This window comes from Maricaulis alexandrii (assembly GCF_005871165.1).
Taxonomy (GTDB): Bacteria; Pseudomonadota; Alphaproteobacteria; order Caulobacterales; family Maricaulaceae; genus Maricaulis; species Maricaulis alexandrii.
The window spans coordinates 522,364-537,646 of the sequence record NZ_SWKP01000003.1; the positions used below are offsets into that span (position 1 = coordinate 522,364).

The 15,283-nt window shown below is 63.2% G+C and carries 16 protein-coding genes; 10 read left to right on the top strand and 6 right to left on the bottom strand.

Going from position 1 to position 15,283, the window contains the following annotated elements:
• The first annotated feature begins 103 nt into the window (after window positions 1–103).
• Together FCS99_RS02580 and FCS99_RS02585 are read left to right on the top strand one after the other, a co-directional pair.
• Window positions 104–847 (top strand): DsbA family protein, encoded by a 744-nt coding sequence (locus tag FCS99_RS02580; protein WP_138510223.1) that lies wholly within the window; start codon window positions 104–106, stop codon window positions 845–847.
• A 336-nt stretch (window positions 848–1,183) separates the two neighbouring features.
• Window positions 1,184–1,897, top strand: coding sequence for a hypothetical protein (locus tag FCS99_RS02585; RefSeq protein ID WP_138510225.1), 714 nt, complete (start codon window positions 1,184–1,186; stop codon window positions 1,895–1,897).
• Between the two features lie 17 nt (window positions 1,898–1,914).
• Here FCS99_RS02585 and FCS99_RS02590 read toward each other — a convergent pair whose 3' ends face one another.
• Window positions 1,915–2,331 (bottom strand): VOC family protein, encoded by a 417-nt coding sequence (locus FCS99_RS02590; RefSeq protein ID WP_138510227.1) that lies wholly within the window; start codon window positions 2,329–2,331, stop codon window positions 1,915–1,917.
• 151 nt (window positions 2,332–2,482) lie between these two features.
• Between FCS99_RS02590 and FCS99_RS02595 the strand changes: the two genes are divergently transcribed.
• Window positions 2,483–3,244: an ion channel gene (locus tag FCS99_RS02595; RefSeq protein ID WP_233352629.1), complete on the top strand. Its 762-nt coding sequence runs from the start codon at window positions 2,483–2,485 to the stop codon at window positions 3,242–3,244.
• Between the two features lies 1 nt (window position 3,245).
• On the opposite strand, the gene FCS99_RS02600 is transcribed toward FCS99_RS02595, so the two are convergent.
• Window positions 3,246–4,046 carry a thiazole synthase gene (locus tag FCS99_RS02600; RefSeq protein ID WP_138510229.1) on the bottom strand — a complete coding sequence of 267 codons (801 nt, stop codon included), beginning with the start codon at window positions 4,044–4,046 and terminating at the stop codon, window positions 3,246–3,248.
• Between the two features lie 2 nt (window positions 4,047–4,048).
• A complete protein-coding gene (gene thiS, locus FCS99_RS02605) occupies window positions 4,049–4,249 on the bottom strand; it encodes a sulfur carrier protein ThiS (RefSeq protein ID WP_171036220.1) in 201 nt (66 codons plus the stop codon).
• A gap of 76 nt (window positions 4,250–4,325) precedes the next feature.
• Between thiS and aroQ the strand changes: the two genes are divergently transcribed.
• Genes aroQ through aat form a run of 4 tightly spaced genes read left to right on the top strand, consistent with a single transcriptional unit; the run spans window position 4,326 to window position 7,366 of the window.
• Window positions 4,326–4,760, top strand: coding sequence for a type II 3-dehydroquinate dehydratase (gene aroQ / locus FCS99_RS02610; protein WP_138510233.1), 435 nt, complete (start codon window positions 4,326–4,328; stop codon window positions 4,758–4,760).
• A 31-nt stretch (window positions 4,761–4,791) separates the two neighbouring features.
• Window positions 4,792–5,277: an acetyl-CoA carboxylase biotin carboxyl carrier protein gene (gene accB, locus FCS99_RS02615; protein ID WP_138510235.1), complete on the top strand. Its 486-nt coding sequence runs from the start codon at window positions 4,792–4,794 to the stop codon at window positions 5,275–5,277.
• Between the two features lie 29 nt (window positions 5,278–5,306).
• Window positions 5,307–6,653 (top strand): acetyl-CoA carboxylase biotin carboxylase subunit, encoded by a 1,347-nt coding sequence (gene accC / locus FCS99_RS02620; protein ID WP_138510237.1) that lies wholly within the window; start codon window positions 5,307–5,309, stop codon window positions 6,651–6,653.
• A 29-nt stretch (window positions 6,654–6,682) separates the two neighbouring features.
• The gene (gene aat / locus FCS99_RS02625; RefSeq protein ID WP_138510239.1) at window positions 6,683–7,366 is read left to right on the top strand and encodes a leucyl/phenylalanyl-tRNA--protein transferase; all 684 of its coding nucleotides are present in this window, start codon (window positions 6,683–6,685) and stop codon (window positions 7,364–7,366) included.
• Here the strand turns inward: aat and FCS99_RS02630 are convergent.
• Both FCS99_RS02630 and FCS99_RS02635 read right to left on the bottom strand, forming a co-directional pair.
• Window positions 7,333–7,806, bottom strand: a complete 474-nt coding sequence (locus FCS99_RS02630) for a DUF2155 domain-containing protein (RefSeq protein WP_138510241.1) — start codon at window positions 7,804–7,806, stop codon at window positions 7,333–7,335. The two genes, aat and FCS99_RS02630, sit on opposite strands and share 34 nt — an antisense overlap.
• A gap of 41 nt (window positions 7,807–7,847) precedes the next feature.
• On the bottom strand, window positions 7,848–8,258 hold the full coding sequence (locus tag FCS99_RS02635) for an NADH:ubiquinone oxidoreductase subunit NDUFA12 (RefSeq protein ID WP_138510244.1): 411 nt from the start codon (window positions 8,256–8,258) through the stop codon (window positions 7,848–7,850).
• A gap of 169 nt (window positions 8,259–8,427) precedes the next feature.
• Between FCS99_RS02635 and FCS99_RS16185 the strand changes: the two genes are divergently transcribed.
• The 3 genes from FCS99_RS16185 (at window position 8,428) to FCS99_RS02650 (ending at window position 13,340) form a co-directional block, all read left to right on the top strand.
• A complete protein-coding gene (locus tag FCS99_RS16185; protein WP_199288118.1) occupies window positions 8,428–11,367 on the top strand; it encodes a TSCPD domain-containing protein in 2,940 nt (979 codons plus the stop codon).
• A gap of 60 nt (window positions 11,368–11,427) precedes the next feature.
• On the top strand, window positions 11,428–11,916 hold the full coding sequence (locus FCS99_RS02645) for a pentapeptide repeat-containing protein (protein ID WP_138510246.1): 489 nt from the start codon (window positions 11,428–11,430) through the stop codon (window positions 11,914–11,916).
• A gap of 125 nt (window positions 11,917–12,041) precedes the next feature.
• Entirely contained in the window at window positions 12,042–13,340 is a 1,299-nt protein-coding gene (locus FCS99_RS02650) for a pentapeptide repeat-containing protein (RefSeq protein WP_171036210.1), read from the top strand.
• Window positions 13,341–13,415: 75 nt separating this feature from the next.
• On the opposite strand, the gene aspS is transcribed toward FCS99_RS02650, so the two are convergent.
• Window positions 13,416–15,230 carry an aspartate--tRNA ligase gene (aspS, locus tag FCS99_RS02655; protein ID WP_138510250.1) on the bottom strand — a complete coding sequence of 605 codons (1,815 nt, stop codon included), beginning with the start codon at window positions 15,228–15,230 and terminating at the stop codon, window positions 13,416–13,418.
• Window positions 15,231–15,283: the final 53 nt, after the last annotated feature.

The window sequence follows — 15,283 nt, forward strand, 5'->3', positions numbered from 1 at the left end:
GTCGGCGAGCACACGCGGAATTTACACGCCGCCCCCTCGCCGCCACGCCCGAGACCGGCTAAGTACTCCCCAGCAACAGAATTTCTTCCGAGGATTTGTCCCAATGATGCGTTTTGCCGGATTGATGATCGCTGCCTTCGCCCTGCTTGGCTGTCAGCAGCCCGAGGCCCAGGCCCAGATGTCCGAGAATGAACGCGATGAAGTCCGTGAAATCGTGCGCGACTACATCCTGGAAAACCCGGAAATCATCGAGGAAGCCCTGATCGAGCTTCAGCGCCGGGCCCGCGCCCGCGAGATGCAATCCACCTATGACGCGGTGACGGCCCAGGCCGACGCCATCTTCAATGATCAGCGTGACCCGCGCGTCGGCCCGGCCGATGCGGATCTCGTGATCGTCGAGTTCATGGATTACAAATGCTCCTATTGCCGCGTCGCCAATGACTGGGTCGAGGACGTGCGCGAGGAATATGGCGACCGCGTCCAGTTCATCATCAAGGAATACCCGATCCTGGGCGATGACTCGGTCCAGGCAGCCCGCGCAGCGCTGGCTGCCCTGCGCCAGGGCGAAGACGTCTACACGACCTTCCACACCGCCATGGTTTCCTCTTCCGGCCCGCTGCCGGACGAGCGCATCTTCCAGCTGGCCCGCAGTTCGGGCGTGGACGTCGAGCGCATGCGGGAGGACATGGAAGATCCGGCGATCATGGATCACATCGCACAGAACCGCTCGCTCGGCAGCGTTCTGGGCGTGTCCGGCACCCCCTTCTTCATCGTCGGGGACACCGTCGTACCGGGCGCCAATGAAATGGCCCTCGACGAAGCCTTGGCGCGCGGGCTCAGCAACTAAAAAGCGATCCGCCACAATCATTCATTGCGCAGTCATGCACAGCCCTCTCTACTGACCTATCAGCACAGGGGGTTTTTGGTTGTGTTTCGTAAATTGCTTGCATGCATGCTGGCCGCTGCGGCCGGAGGAGTCTTGTCAACATCAGCGTTCGCGCAGCAGCCGGGCTCTGGACAACTCCCGCCGGGAAATTGGCAAGAGTCGTGTACCAACTCGCTGGTCAACGGAGTCATTCTGCAGACAGTCTGCATAGACAGTTCCGGCCAGTTCTTCCCGAATATCCGAGATCTGCGCGACGCCAGTGGGCCGCTGATCAATTGCGCTGGCGTCCTGTCGCCCATGACCGATTGCAATATCATGGCCCAGCCCTATCCCGGCGTGATGGTGCCGGAGGGGACATGGCGCACCTCCTGTGTCCTGGAACACTGGAATTACACGAGCATCGCAGCCCGCTGCTATGACCGCAGCAGTGGTGGTTATTACTACAGCGAAGTGGAAGTCGGCGGCTGGAACGGGCAGGTCCAGAATTGCGACGGCCTGCTGTACGCCGGCATGGATTGCGCCGACGCGGGGACCCGGTTGGCACGCCCTTCACCGCGACCGCAGGTTCAGCCCACACCGACACCGCAGCCCAGCCAGCCCGCCCTGCCACCGGGCAGCTGGTCGAGCAGCTGCAGCAATGGCCGCGTCGAAAACGGCTTCCTGATGGCCACCTGCCGCCGCACGGATGGCAGTCTGAACGCCGACGATATCCGCATCACTTCGATGTCCGAGCGCATTTCCAACTGCTATGGCGCGCTTCACCGGGGCAATTCATGCCCGGCCCTGCCGCCGGGGCCGTGGCGCCAATCCTGCCGGGTCACAGGCCTGTCGGACGATGTCCTGAGCGTGGAATGCTGGCGGGCCGCCTCATCGCGCCGCAGTGGCGGCGGCGGCTATGTCGATATACCGGCGGGTTATCAGCCCGATGTGATCCCCTATCGCCGCTATGCCGGGCAGAGCTTCGTCAATTGCGCCCATGACCTGCGTCTGGGGACGCAGTGTCCCAACTGATTGCGGGGACGCTGCCGTCACACGCCCATCGACACATTGCCGCCGGCGTCGATGACCCATTGGTCGTTCCAGGCGATTTCCCAGGCATGACCGTCCGGGTCGGCGAAATAGCCGGAATATCCACCCCACGGGGCCTGGTGGGCAGCCTTCAACAGGCTGCCCCCGGCTTCCACCGCCTGGTCGAGAAGCGGATCGACCTCATCGCGCTCGCGAACATTATAGGCCAGCGCCACCCGGCCAGATCCGTCATTGTCGCGCATCATGTCGGCATCAAAGCTCTCACGCCGAAAAAGGCCGAGCACGACGCCATTGAGCTGGAAGAAGACGATCTCGTCATTCTCGAAGCTCGCCGTCCAGCCCATCGCCTCGTAAAAGGCGCGGGACCGGGCCGGGTCCGTGACGCCCAGCGTGATCAGGGAAATGCGTTGATCCATGGCGGTTCTCCTTCCAGGACCAACGCTAGAACAAAAGCAGAACATATGTCCAGGACAAAGCCGGCCGGATTGCCCTGAGACAGGTCAGGCGCAAAACTGGCATTGTCCCGGAATCGCTTCGGGTGCCGCAAACCGACAGGACAGGATCACCGTGCTGAAGACCATCCGCGCCCTTTACGAAGCCAATACGCCGGCGGCCCACCAATTCCGCTATGGCCTGCTCGCCTTCGACATTCTGGCGACGCTCTATGTGATCGCGACCTCCTTCTTCCCGCGTTCACTGGCTATCGAACTGGGTGACATGCTTCTGGGCGTGGTGATCCTGACGGATTTCGTGGCACGCCTGCTTATCGAAAAGGACAAGCGGATGATCTTCATCCGGCCGACAACCTGGGCGGATATCATCGCGATCGGCTCCTTCCTTGCGCCGATTGCCGGAGAGGGGCTGGGCTTCCTGCGCGTATTGCGGACGCTGCGCCTGCTGCATTCCTACCAATTGCTGACCCGGCTGAGGAAAGACATCCGCTTCTGCCGCAATCATGAGGAGGAATTGCTGGCCGGGCTGAACCTGGTGATCTTCCTCTTTGTCACCACCGGCCTGATCTATGCGCTGCAATACGGGATCAATCCGCAGATCCGCAATTATGCCGACGCCTTCTATTTCACGGTGACCACGCTCACCACGACCGGGTTTGGCGATATCACGCTGGAGGGCACGGGCGGCCGTCTTCTCTCCGTGGCGGTGATGATTGTCGGCGTGACGCTCTTCCTGCGCCTCGCACAGGTTCTCTTCCGCCCCAGCAAGGTGCGCGAGGAATGTCAGAAATGCGGACTGATGCTGCACGATGCCGACGCGGTGCATTGCAAGCACTGCGGCGAAACCATCCACATTCACACCGAGGGCAGCGCCTAGATCAGATCAGCCCCGACAACGGGCTGGACGGGTCGGCATAGCGTTTCTTGGGCATACGGCCGGCCAGATAGGCTTCGCGACCGGCGATGACCGCGTGCTTCATGGCGGAAGCCATGCGGATCGGATCCTTGGCTTCGGCGATGGCCGTATTCATCAGGACACCGTCACAGCCCAGCTCCATCGCCACAGCCGCATCAGAAGCCGTGCCAACACCGGCATCCACGATGACCGGGACCTTCGTCTGCTCGATGATCAGGCGGATATTGACCGGGTTCTGGATGCCCAGACCCGAGCCGATCGGGGCCCCGAGCGGCATGATGGCGCAACAGCCAATCTCTTCCAGCTTCTTGGCGTAAACCGGATCATCCGAGCAATAGACCATGACGTCGAACCCGTCCTTGATCAGCATTTCGGCGGCGCGCAGCGTCTCGGCCATGTCCGGATAGAGGTGTTTGGGATCGGACAGGACTTCCAGCTTCACCAGATTCCAGCCCCCCGCCTCACGCGCCAGGCGCAGCGTTCGGACCGCGTCCTCGCCGGTGAAACAGCCGGCCGTGTTCGGCAGGAAGGTGTAGTCCTCCGGCGAAATGAAATCGACCAAGCGGGGCTCGTCCGGATTGGACAGGTTCACGCGACGGATCGCCACTGTGATCATGTCGGCCCCGGAGGCTTTCAGCGCCTCGGCATTCTGGGCGTAGGTGGCATACTTGCCGGTGCCAATGATGAGGCGGGAGTTGAAGGTCCGTCCGGCCACGACCAGCGGCGTATCGTCAACCGTCACTTTCGGATTTGCGTCATCCATGCCTATCCACCTCCGACAAAGGCGACGATCTCGATCCGGTCGCCATTTTCCAGTTCCGTGCCGCCATATTGCGAGCGCGGTACGATCTCCAGATTGCGCTCGACGGCGATCTTGCGACCATCCAGATCGAGTGCACTCACCAGGTCCGACACACTGCTGCCGGCGGGCAATGACCGGTCTTCCCCATTGACTGTTAGCTGCAGCACGGCTTCGCTGACCTCTTTGTGAGTCCTGACATTTGTCACCTCGTAATTCCCTCTAGGGCTTGAAGGCAAGGCCATGACCAAACCCATTCACATCCTGAACGGTCCGAATCTCAACCTTCTGGGCACCCGGGAACCGGAGGTCTACGGCACGATGACGCTGGCCGACATCGAATCGGCCTGCATCGACCGCGCCCGTGACTTGGGGGTTCCGCTTGTGTTTCGCCAGTCCAATCATGAGGGTCAGTTGATCGACTGGCTGCATGACGCAAACGTCAACGCGTCTGCAGTGGTGTTCAACCCGGGTGCATTTACGCATACATCGGTCGCTTTGCATGACGCCGTTCGCGCTATAGAACCTCCGGTCATCGAAGTTCACTTGAGTCAGACGGCAGCACGCGAAGACTTCCGGCACCATTCCTATGTCGCTCCTGTCGCCCGGGGCAGTATCACCGGGCTGGGGCTGCAGAGTTATCTGCTGGGCATCGAAGCCGCTGCCAAATGTCTCTGATTACAATCGACGGAACCAAAGGCCTTTCATCATGAGTTCTGATTCTCGTTCCCGTACGCCGATCGATCCCGCCCTCGTCCGTGAACTGGCGGATATCCTGCGTGAAACGGAATTGTCCGAAATCGAAGTCGAGCATGACGATCTGCGCCTGCGGATTGCCCGTCAGCTGACCGCCGCGCCCGTCGCCCAGACGATCAGCGTCCCGGCCGCCGCCCCGGCGGCCGCTGCCCCGGCACCTGCCGCAGAGGCCGCTCCGGCCGCCGCTGCTCCGGCGGGTGACAAGCCGGGCACGGTGAAGTCCCCGATGGTCGGCACCGCCTATCTCAAGCCGAACCCGGACAGCGCCAATTTCGTGCGTCCCGGCGATGCTGTGAAGAAGGGCGACACCATCCTGCTGGTGGAAGCCATGAAAACCTTCAACCCGATTACCGCCGAGAAGGATGGTACGGTGACCGATCTCCTGGTTGATGACGGTCAGCCGGTGGAATACGGCGAGCCGCTCTTCGTCCTGTCCTGACCCCAACAGCCGAGGCGACCGCACAAGCCATGTTCGACAAGATCCTGATCGCCAATCGCGGCGAGATCGCCCTTCGCGTCCACCGGGCCTGCCGGGAAATGGGCATCCGCACCGTCGCGGTGCACTCGGAGGCCGATGCCAATGCCATGCATGTCCGCCTGGCGGATGAGAGCGTGTGCATCGGCCCGCCGCCCGCCGGCAAATCCTATCTCAACATTCCGGCCATCATCACGGCCGCCGAAGTGACCGGCGCCCAGGCCGTGCACCCCGGCTATGGCTTCCTGTCGGAAAATGCCCGTTTCGCCGAGATTGTCGAAGCCCACGGCCTCGCCTTCATCGGCCCGACCGCGGACCATATCCGCATGATGGGCGACAAGATCACCGCCAAGAAAGCCGTCATGGATGCCGGCATTCCGGTGGTTCCGGGGTCCGAGGGCGGCGTGGCGACCTATGAGGACGCCAAGCCCATCGCCGAGGAAATCGGCTATCCGGTCCTCATCAAGGCGGCCTCGGGTGGTGGTGGCCGCGGCATGAAGGTCGCGGAAACGGCCGACAAGCTGAAAGAGGCCATGCAGACCGCTTCGGCTGAAGCCTCGGCCGCTTTCGGTGATGGCACCGTCTATCTGGAAAAATATCTCGGCCAGCCGCGCCATATCGAGATCCAGGTTCTTGCGGACACCCATGGCAATGTCGTGCATCTGGGCGAGCGTGACTGCTCCCTGCAGCGCCGTCACCAGAAACTGCTCGAAGAGGCCCCCTCGCCGGCGCTCAGCGACGCCGAGCGTGCGGAGATCGGTGAAGTGGTGCGCAAGGCCATCTCAGCCATCGGCTATCGCGGCGTCGGCACGATCGAATTCCTCTGGGAGAACGGTGAGTTCTACTTCATCGAGATGAATACCCGCCTGCAGGTGGAACACCCGGTCACCGAAATGATCACCGGTATCGACCTGGTGCGCGAACAGATCCGTGTCGCAGCCGGCCTGCCGCTGGAGATCACCCAGGACGACATCCAGCTGGAAGGCTGGGCCATTGAATGCCGCATCAATGCGGAGAACCCGAAAACCTTCGCGCCTTCGCCGGGCAAGGTCACCGAGTTCCATGCGCCGGGCGGTCTGGGCGTTCGCCTCGATTCCGCCCTGTATGCGGGCTATTCCATCCCGCCGTATTATGACAGCCTGATCGGCAAGCTGATCGTCCATGGCCGGACCCGCGAGGAAACCCTCCTCCGCCTGCGCCGCGCCCTGGAAGAAATGGTTGTCAGCGGTGTTGAAACGACGATCCCGATCTTCCTCGACCTGCTGGAAGAGGCGGACTTCGTGAATGGCGACTATCACATTCGCTGGCTGGAGGAGTGGCTCGCCCAGCGCAATGGCTAGCGCCCCACGCCAGAGAAGGCGGAGGCTTGATGCGCGGATTTGGCGCCCAGGACCTGATTAACTGCTATGCCCGCGGCGTCTTTCCGATGGCGGAAGGCCGCGAGGATCCGCGTATCTATCTGCTCGACCCGGACGAGCGGGGCATTCTCCCGCTCGACCATTTCCACATTTCGCGCAGCCTGAAAAAAACCGTCCGCCAGGACCTCTACCAGATCTCCATCGACGAGTGCTTCCACGATGTCGTGGAAGGCTGTGCTGCGCCGGCGCCCGGTCGCGAAGAGACCTGGATCAATTCCGGCATTCTCTCGCTCTACAGCGAACTCCACACGCTGGGCATCGCGCATTCCGTTGAGTGCTGGTCCGGCGGTGACCTGGTCGGCGGTCTCTACGGCGTGTCCCTGGGCGGGGCGTTTTTCGGCGAGAGCATGTTTTCCCGCCGCCGGGATGCATCCAAGGTGGCGCTCGTCCATTTGATCGCCCGCTTGCGGGCCGGAGGCTTCGTCCTGCTGGACACCCAATTCACGACTGAGCACCTGGAGCGTTTCGGCGCGGAAACGATCTCACGCTCAACCTATCAGGAGCGGCTGGGTGCTGCGCTGTCAGTGGAGGCTGATTTCAGGGCTTTGCCGGACGAGATCAGCGGCGCACAGGCCCTGCATCTCGCCTTGCCGCCCGCGCATCAGGACCGGCAGTCCAGCACCCAGACATCATAGACCGGGTGCTCCAGCGGGTTCTGCGCCGGACGTGACGCGAACATCCAGCCTGAAAAGATCTGCTCACCTTCGACATCCACGCCGAAACCGTCCGTGCGGCGGTCATTGATTTCGAGGAAGGCATAAGTTTCCGGTGTCTCTTCCGGCGGACGCTTGCGGCAATAATGGGCCGTGACCGACAACGCGCCGAACTGGGCCGTCTCACCGATCGGGATTTCAAAATCCCGGGTCCGGGCCGTCACCTTGTCCAGTCCGCGAAGGACGAGAAGCTCGCCCGGCTCGCTGGACAGAGGACCACGATCCTGCGCGTCCGGATCGTCCCGGCGCAGCATATCGGCGATGGCATCTCCATCCTCACCGGATTGAGACATGTCCTGCGCCTGGACGGCAGACGCCATCAGGCCGGCAACACAAAGGGAAACAAGAAATCGGGTTTTCATGACGCCCACCCTGCCGTGGGAATGTGGCCGTGTCGAGACGCTCACGCCTCGTCGGGGGACCAGGCCTGATAATCGCCGGATGCCGCCTGGCGCTTTTCGCTGACCAGAAGGCTGCCCGTCGGGCGATAGGCATAGACCGTACCGGTGAGATTGGGATGGTGATCCTTCTCCCAGGCCTGGCGCGGCAGCGGCGCTTCGCTCGGCGGCGTGTCGAAAGTGTGGTGCAGCCAGCCATGCCAGTCCGACGGGACCCGCGAGGCATCGGCATAACCCTTGTAGACCACCCAGCGACGATTGCGGCCATCCGGACCGGTATTGCCGCGCTCGGTGAAGTAGCGGTTGCCGTATTCGTCCTCGCCAACCTTCTGGGCGCCGCGCATGGCAAGGGTCAGGAAAGTCCCCGGCGTGGCGTCTTTCCACCAGACGAAAATCTTGGCGATTAATCCGAACATGGTCTTGGGCTCCGAGTCGGGTAGGTCGTTCGTGGCTTATATGCCTGTGTGAACGCGTGGGGTCCAGTGCCGAACGCGGCTTGTCGCGTCTTCGGGTTTCTCCGCCCGGCTGCACCGCGTTAGACTCGTTCAACTCCCGGGCGATTCGGGCGTGTTTGAGGGTGGCTCCATGCAGATCAAACAAGGCTTTGCTGAATGGCTGGCAAACCAGGGAGAGGCGTGCGCCCTGGAAGAGCGTACACTGGTTGCTGGCGGCGATCCCGACCTGCCCAGCGAGACGCGTCGCCTCGCCGTGCCGGCCCATTGGAGCCCGGCTGCCGCCGAAACCCTGCTGCGCCTGCTGGATACGCCCCGCCCTGTCCGCACACAGCCCAAGCCGGGCGTGAAGGCGTTCGGGGGCCTGACACCCCACGTCGCTGATGGCGAAACCCGGCAGCTGGAATCCTCGCTCGATGCCGTCACCACGCGGCTCGCCGGCTCCCTGGCTTGGTCGGCCGCCCGTCAGGGTGCATTCGACGAGGCCAGCGATGCAGAAGCCCTGGCCCGGGAACTGGCCGCGAGCATCCAGGGCGGCTTCGTCACACCGGATGCCCACCTGATCCGCGAAGGCGGAGTCGATTGGGCCTATGGCGACACGCCGGCATCCGATGAAGCGGCCGACCTGCCCTTGCAGATCCGCGCCAAGTCCCGCACCGCACCGGGACAACTGCGCCGGGTCGCGGAAGGCGCGCTCCGCGCCTCGGTTCTGGATGTCGGTGCCCGGGTTACACGGGAACGCCTGGAAGCCATCGGCGAGGCCTGCCGGCGCTGTTCCGGAGACGAGACCGAATGCTTTGACCCGCGCCGCAATGCCGCCCTCGCCCGCGCCATGCGCCGGGCGCTCAAGGACGGCGTGCCGGAAGAAGCCGTGGAGCGAGCCCTCGCCCTGGCCCGCCAGGGCACAGATGATGACGCGCTGTCGTCCCTGATCCCCGATTCCGTGCCGCAGCGGCCCGCCGTGATGCATGTTCCTGCCGCACTCAGCCAAGCCGTCAAGGATGATGAGTCCTGGTCCTTCGATGAGGATGGCGGCACGGTCCGCGCCCGCGATTTCCGCTCCGGGATTGCTCGTTCCATCTGGAGTTTCGGTACGCCGGGCCTGGCCTTCCATGAAAACCCGCCCGTGGTCGGCCCGACGCTCTACATCAACCTGCCCGCCTTCCTGGATGAAGCCTCCCAGCTGCAGGCCGGCCTGCTGGCCGATGCCATCACCTATTGGGCCACGGTTCTCATTCTGAGCGCCTCCAAGGGTGCCTCCTCCGCCGGCACGTTGTCGCTGAACGGGCTTTCCGCCGTGCTGATGAGCACAGGTCTCGCCCATGACAGCGAGGACGGACGCCGGGCGGCCGCCGCAATTGGCCGGCTGGCAACACTGGCCCTGCGTGACGCCGCCTCGGAGACCGGCGCCAGCGCACCGGGTTTGGGCCCGGATATTGAGCTGGACGGCCTGCCGGAGGGCTTCGATCTCCTGGTCGACGCCCTCAACGCCGCTGACACCAATTTCATGCCCAAGGCCGCGATCGCCCGTCCGGGCATCCAGCTGGCCTGTCTGGTGCCACCCGCCGAACTGTCCGGCCTGATGGAGACGGACAGTCTCGGCGCCCTGCCCGTGAACGGAACGACCACGACCGACGACACCTATTCCGGCAGCCGCCGGCTGCGGGTCTGCGCCCGGCGCGGACTGGAACAGTCCGGCCTGTCCGCCGCCCAGATCGAGGCCGCCGAAGATCACGCGGCGGGCCATGGCACGCTGCGCGGCGCCCCGGGGATTTCCCTGGACATGCTGCGCGAGCGCGGTGTGCCGGAAGACGCTTTGGAACGGCTGGATGATTCCATTGGCGAAGGGGCTTCGGTCCGCTTTGCCCTCAATCGCTGGACGCTCGGGGACCGGGTGTGCCGCGAGCTCGGCCTGCCGTCCGATGTCGTGGAATCCCAGGCCCAGTCCTTGTGCCAGGCCCTCGGTTATTCGGATCGTGATATCCGTGCGGCAGACCGCCATGCGCTTGGCACGGGAAGCCTTGACGACGCCCCCGGCCTGACGGCCGACCAGCGCGCCGTTTTCGCACCGGTCAGTGCCCAGGCCCAGATGCTGATGGCCCAGGCACTGGAACAACAGATCGAGGGCGCCTGTGCGATACCGCTGGCCCTGGATGGTGATGCCACGATCGACGACGTCGCCAGCCTGATCGATCTGGGCGGCGAGCTGGGCCTGCGACGGCTCGACCTGCGCCGCACGGCATCGGGTCTGTTCGACCTCCTGCCCGCCATCGATTTCGACAAGGGCGATTACGCCAATGAGCCGCCTGTCCAGGAACGCATCGTGGAACGCACGGTCGAGCGGGTCGTGGAGAAGCCGGCTGCCCGCCGCAAACTGCCGGACCGCCGCAAAGGCTATATCCAGAAGGCCACGGTGGGCGGACACAAGGTCTATCTCCACACCGGCGAGTTCGATGATGGCGAACTCGGCGAGATCTTCATCGACATGCACAAGGAAGGTGCCGCCTTCCGGTCTCTGATGAACAATTTCGCGATCGCCATTTCGATCGGCCTGCAATACGGCGTCCCGCTCGAGGAATTCGTCGACGCCTTTGTCTATACGCGTTTCGAACCGGCGGGCCCGGTCGAGGGCAATGATTCCATCCAGCACGCGACCTCCATCCTGGACTATCTCTTCCGCGAACTGGGCGTGTCCTATCTGGGACGCGAGGACCTCGCCGAGGTCTCTCCGGACAAGGCGGATCCGGGTGGTATCGGCAAGGGTGTGGAACAAGAAAAGCTGGCCCAGGAGGCCGCTGCCAAATTCATTTCGCGCGGTTTCTCGCGCGGCCAGGTGCCGGACAATATCCTGATGTTCGCCAATGCCCCCAAAAAGGCGGCTGCCGGCGGCAAGGACGGAACCGATACGGGTGGTCATTACGAGCTGGAAGACCATACGGTCAGCCGACCAACGAGTGGCCGGGACATCACCGCCTATTCCGGTGATCCCTGTCCGGAATGCGGGCATTTCACGGTGACCGGCGGCGATGATGACACGCCGCGTACCTGTGATGCCTGCGGCTGGCACGACTAGACAGCCCGGCGGCGTGCGCCTTGCAGGGAACACGCTGGATTGACCCGGGAGTGCTCCACTATGGCACGCGTTCTGATCGCTTTGGCTTTGCTGATTGCCGCTCCGGCCACAACTCTGGCCCAGGATGCGTCGCAGATTGCACGCGTCCAGGCAGGACAGTCCTGCCCCGGCTGCAATCTGTTCCAAGCAGAACTGGCCTATCGCGACCTGCCGGGCATCGATGTGTCCGGTGCCCGCCTGCGCCAGGCCAATCTCGCCCTGTCGACCATGAATCATGCCCGTTTCGACAATGCCAATCTGTCGGTCGCCAATCTGTTCGGCGGCCGGTTCACCGGTGCGAGTTTCCGGCAGGCCGATCTGACTCGCGCCAATCTCGTCGGTGCCTATTTCGGCGGCGCGGACCTGACCGGTGCGACGCTGACGGGGGCCACCCTGTCCGGGGCCGAACTGCAGACGGCGCGCGGATTGACGCAAAGCCAGCTCAACACGGCCTGCGGTGACAGCTCCACCCGTCTGCCCGCTGGTTTCACCATTCCCGGCTGCGACTGAGCGCCGGGCCCGACCTGCCCCGCCTTTGCCACCAGGCCGAAACCCTCTACGCTTCATACGATATGCGGTGGGGTTACTGTGATTTAAGTCGAATTCAGTCAATGCCTGCCGTATCCCTTGGGGTTATGCGCTACACGAAACGCGTCATTCTTTCGGCTTTGACCACGTCCCTGCTGGCCAGCATGCCAGCCTGGGCGGGGGATGATGAGCATCCGCGCCGCGGTCTCTCGATCGGCGGTGACTGTGAAAACTGCGACTTTTCCGAGAAAAACCTGGCCGGCGCGATCTTCATTGGTGCCAATTTCCAGGGCTCCACCTTTGCCGACAGCGAATTGCCCGGCGTGACCATTGTCGAGAGCCGGTTCAACGTCACTGACTTCTCCGATGCCCAGATGACCGGCGCCCGCCTGACCGGCGTCACCTTCTCCCGCTCCGTTCTGGACGATGCGAATCTCAGCCAGAGCCATATCGAACGGGTGAATTTCTCGTCCGCCAATCTGAGCGACACCGATTTTTCCGGGGCCCAGATGGTGTTCGTGACCTTTATCGGATCCGAGCTCGACGGCACCCTGTTTGCCAATGCCCGTCTGCGCCAGGTCAATTTCCTGCGCGCCCGGATGAATGATACCAATTTCCGCAGCGCCGAGCTGCGCCGGGCGAACTTTGCCGAAGTCATCGGCGAGGATGTGAACTTCCACGAAGCCGACCTGTCCGGTGCGAGCTTTGAAGGCGCCCATATCGACGATGCCGACTTCACCGGGGCCGTGCTGAGCGGAGCCAATTTCTCTTCGGCACAAATCACCAATGCCACCGGGCTGACCAAGACCAGTCTGACCGGCGCCTGCGGCAATGATGAAACCCAGATCAATTGGGACTTCGTCCTGCCGGCCTGCGATGTCGCCAATGGCACGCCCGCTTCCGCCTCGGCCCAGAGCTATTCCTATGTCGTGCGCTATGGCGATACGAGTGCCGGCGAAACGGTGGTCGAGCTGCAATCGCTGGAAAACACGCGGATCGAAGTGCTCACCCAGATTGCCGATGCGCTGGAAACCCATGCCGGTGATCTGGACCGCGACGCCATCCAGTCGGCCGCCAATGACGCCATGCGCGAGATTGCCCGGGCCGAACGCGCCCTGCGCGAGGCCCACCGGGACAGCGCCCGGGACGCCGCCGAACGCGAACGCCATCGCGAACTTCTGCGGGAACAGGTGGAGATGGAACGCGAGCTGATCCGTGAACAACGGGAAATGGAACGCGAGCTGATCCGCGAGCAGCGGGAAGAGGAACGCCGCCGCATCATCGAACTCCATGCACTCGAGCCTGATCGCAGCCTGTTCCGTGACAATGACCTGCCCCGCTCCCGTCTTCTGGGCGAAGGCAGTCCGGACTTTCCGGAACCACCACCCCCGCCACCTCAGCGCTGACCTGGGCCCAGTTTACGCAAACAAAAAGCCCCGGCGGATAACCGCCGGGGCTTTTGCTTGGCTTGTCAGCCCGGATCAGCCCTTCTTGGCGTCCGGAACCACGGTGCGCAGGTGAAGCTCGCGCAGCTGTTTCATCTCGACCTCGGCCGGCGCATTCATCATCAGGTCGCGGGCTTGCTGATCCTTCGGGAACATCACGACTTCGCGCAGGTTTTCGACACCGGCGAGCAGCATGACGATACGGTCCACACCCGGCGCGATACCGGCGTGCGGCGGGGCGCCATACCGGAAGGCGTTCAGCATGCCGCCGAACTCTTCCTCGACCGTCTCGGCATCATAGCCGGCGAAGGCGAAGGCTTTCAGCATCACGTCCGGACGGTGGTTCCGCACGGCGCCGGAGGAGAGTTCCACACCATTACAGACGATGTCGTACTGGAAGGCCTTCAGGGCCAGCAGTGCGTCCGTGTCGGACCCGTCGAACTTGAGGAATTCATCCGGATCGATCTGCGGCATGGAGAACGGGTTGTGGGAGAAGTCGACCTTCTTGTTGTCCTCATCCCATTCATACATCGGGAAATCGACGATCCAGCAGAAACGGAACGTGTCCTTCTCGCACAGTTCCAGCTCGCTCCCGACCACATCACGGGCCTTGCCGGCGAAGCTGTAGAAGTCCTTGGGATCACCGGCGGCGAAGAAGACCGCATCGCCCGGCTCCAGGCCGAGTTCGGTGCGCAGGGCTTCGGTGCGTTCCGGACCGATATTCTTGGCGATCGGGCCGGCGCCCTCAATGGCGCCACCCTCTTCACGCCAGAAGATATAGCCCAGACCCGGCTGGCCTTCCTTCTGCGCCCAGGAATTCATCCGGTCGCAGAAAGCGCGAGACCCACCAGTCTTGGCCGGGATCGCCCAGACCTGGACCTTCGGGTTCTTTTCCAGCATGCCGGCAAAGACCTTGAAGCCGGAGCCGCGGAAAGTCTCGGACACGTCCGACATCTTGATCGGGTTGCGCAGGTCCGGCTTGTCGGAGCCATACCAGCGGATCGCGTCGAAATACGGGATCTGGACGAAGGGCTCGTCCGGCACGGTGCGTCCGTCAGCGAATTCCTCGAACAGGCCCTTCATGACCGGTTCGATCACGTCGAACACATCCTGCTGGGTCGCGAAGCTCATTTCCATGTCGAGCTGGTAGAACTCGCCCGGAGCCCGGTCGGCACGGGCATCTTCATCGCGGAAACAGGGCGCAATCTGGAAATACCGGTCGAAGCCGGAGACCATGATCAGCTGTTTGAACTGCTGCGGTGCCTGCGGCAGGGCGTAGAACTTGCCCGGGTGCAGACGGGACGGGACCAGGAAGTCCCGCGCGCCTTCCGGCGAGGAGGCCGTCAGGATCGGTGTCTGATACTCGGTGAAGTTTTCCTCGACCATGCGGCGGCGGATGCTGTCGATGATCTTGGAGCGCAGCACGATGCGCTTGTGCAGGCTTTCACGGCGCAGGTCGACATAGCGGTGCTTGAGGCGAACCTCTTCGGACCAGTCCGGCTCACCGAAGACCGGGAGCGGCAGCTCTTCCGCTTCCGACTGGATCGACATCTCCGCCAGGCGGACCTCGATCTCGCCGGTCGGCAGGTTCGGGTTCACGGTCTCGTCAGAGCGGGCGATGACCTCACCGGTCACCGTGATGACGCTTTCAACCCGCAGGCGTTCGAGCGTGGCGAAATGCTCGCTTTCCGGCTCCAGGACGACCTGGGTCAGACCGTAATGGTCGCGCAGGTCGATGAAGAGCAGACCACCATGGTCGCGCTTGCGGTGAATCCAGCCGGAAATCCGCGCGGTCTGGCCGACGTCAGCCTTGCGCAGCTGGGCGCAGGTGTGGGTGCGATATGCGTGCATGGGTAAGCGTCCGAAAAACGGTGTTTGACAAGTTGCCGCGATGTGCCGGTTTG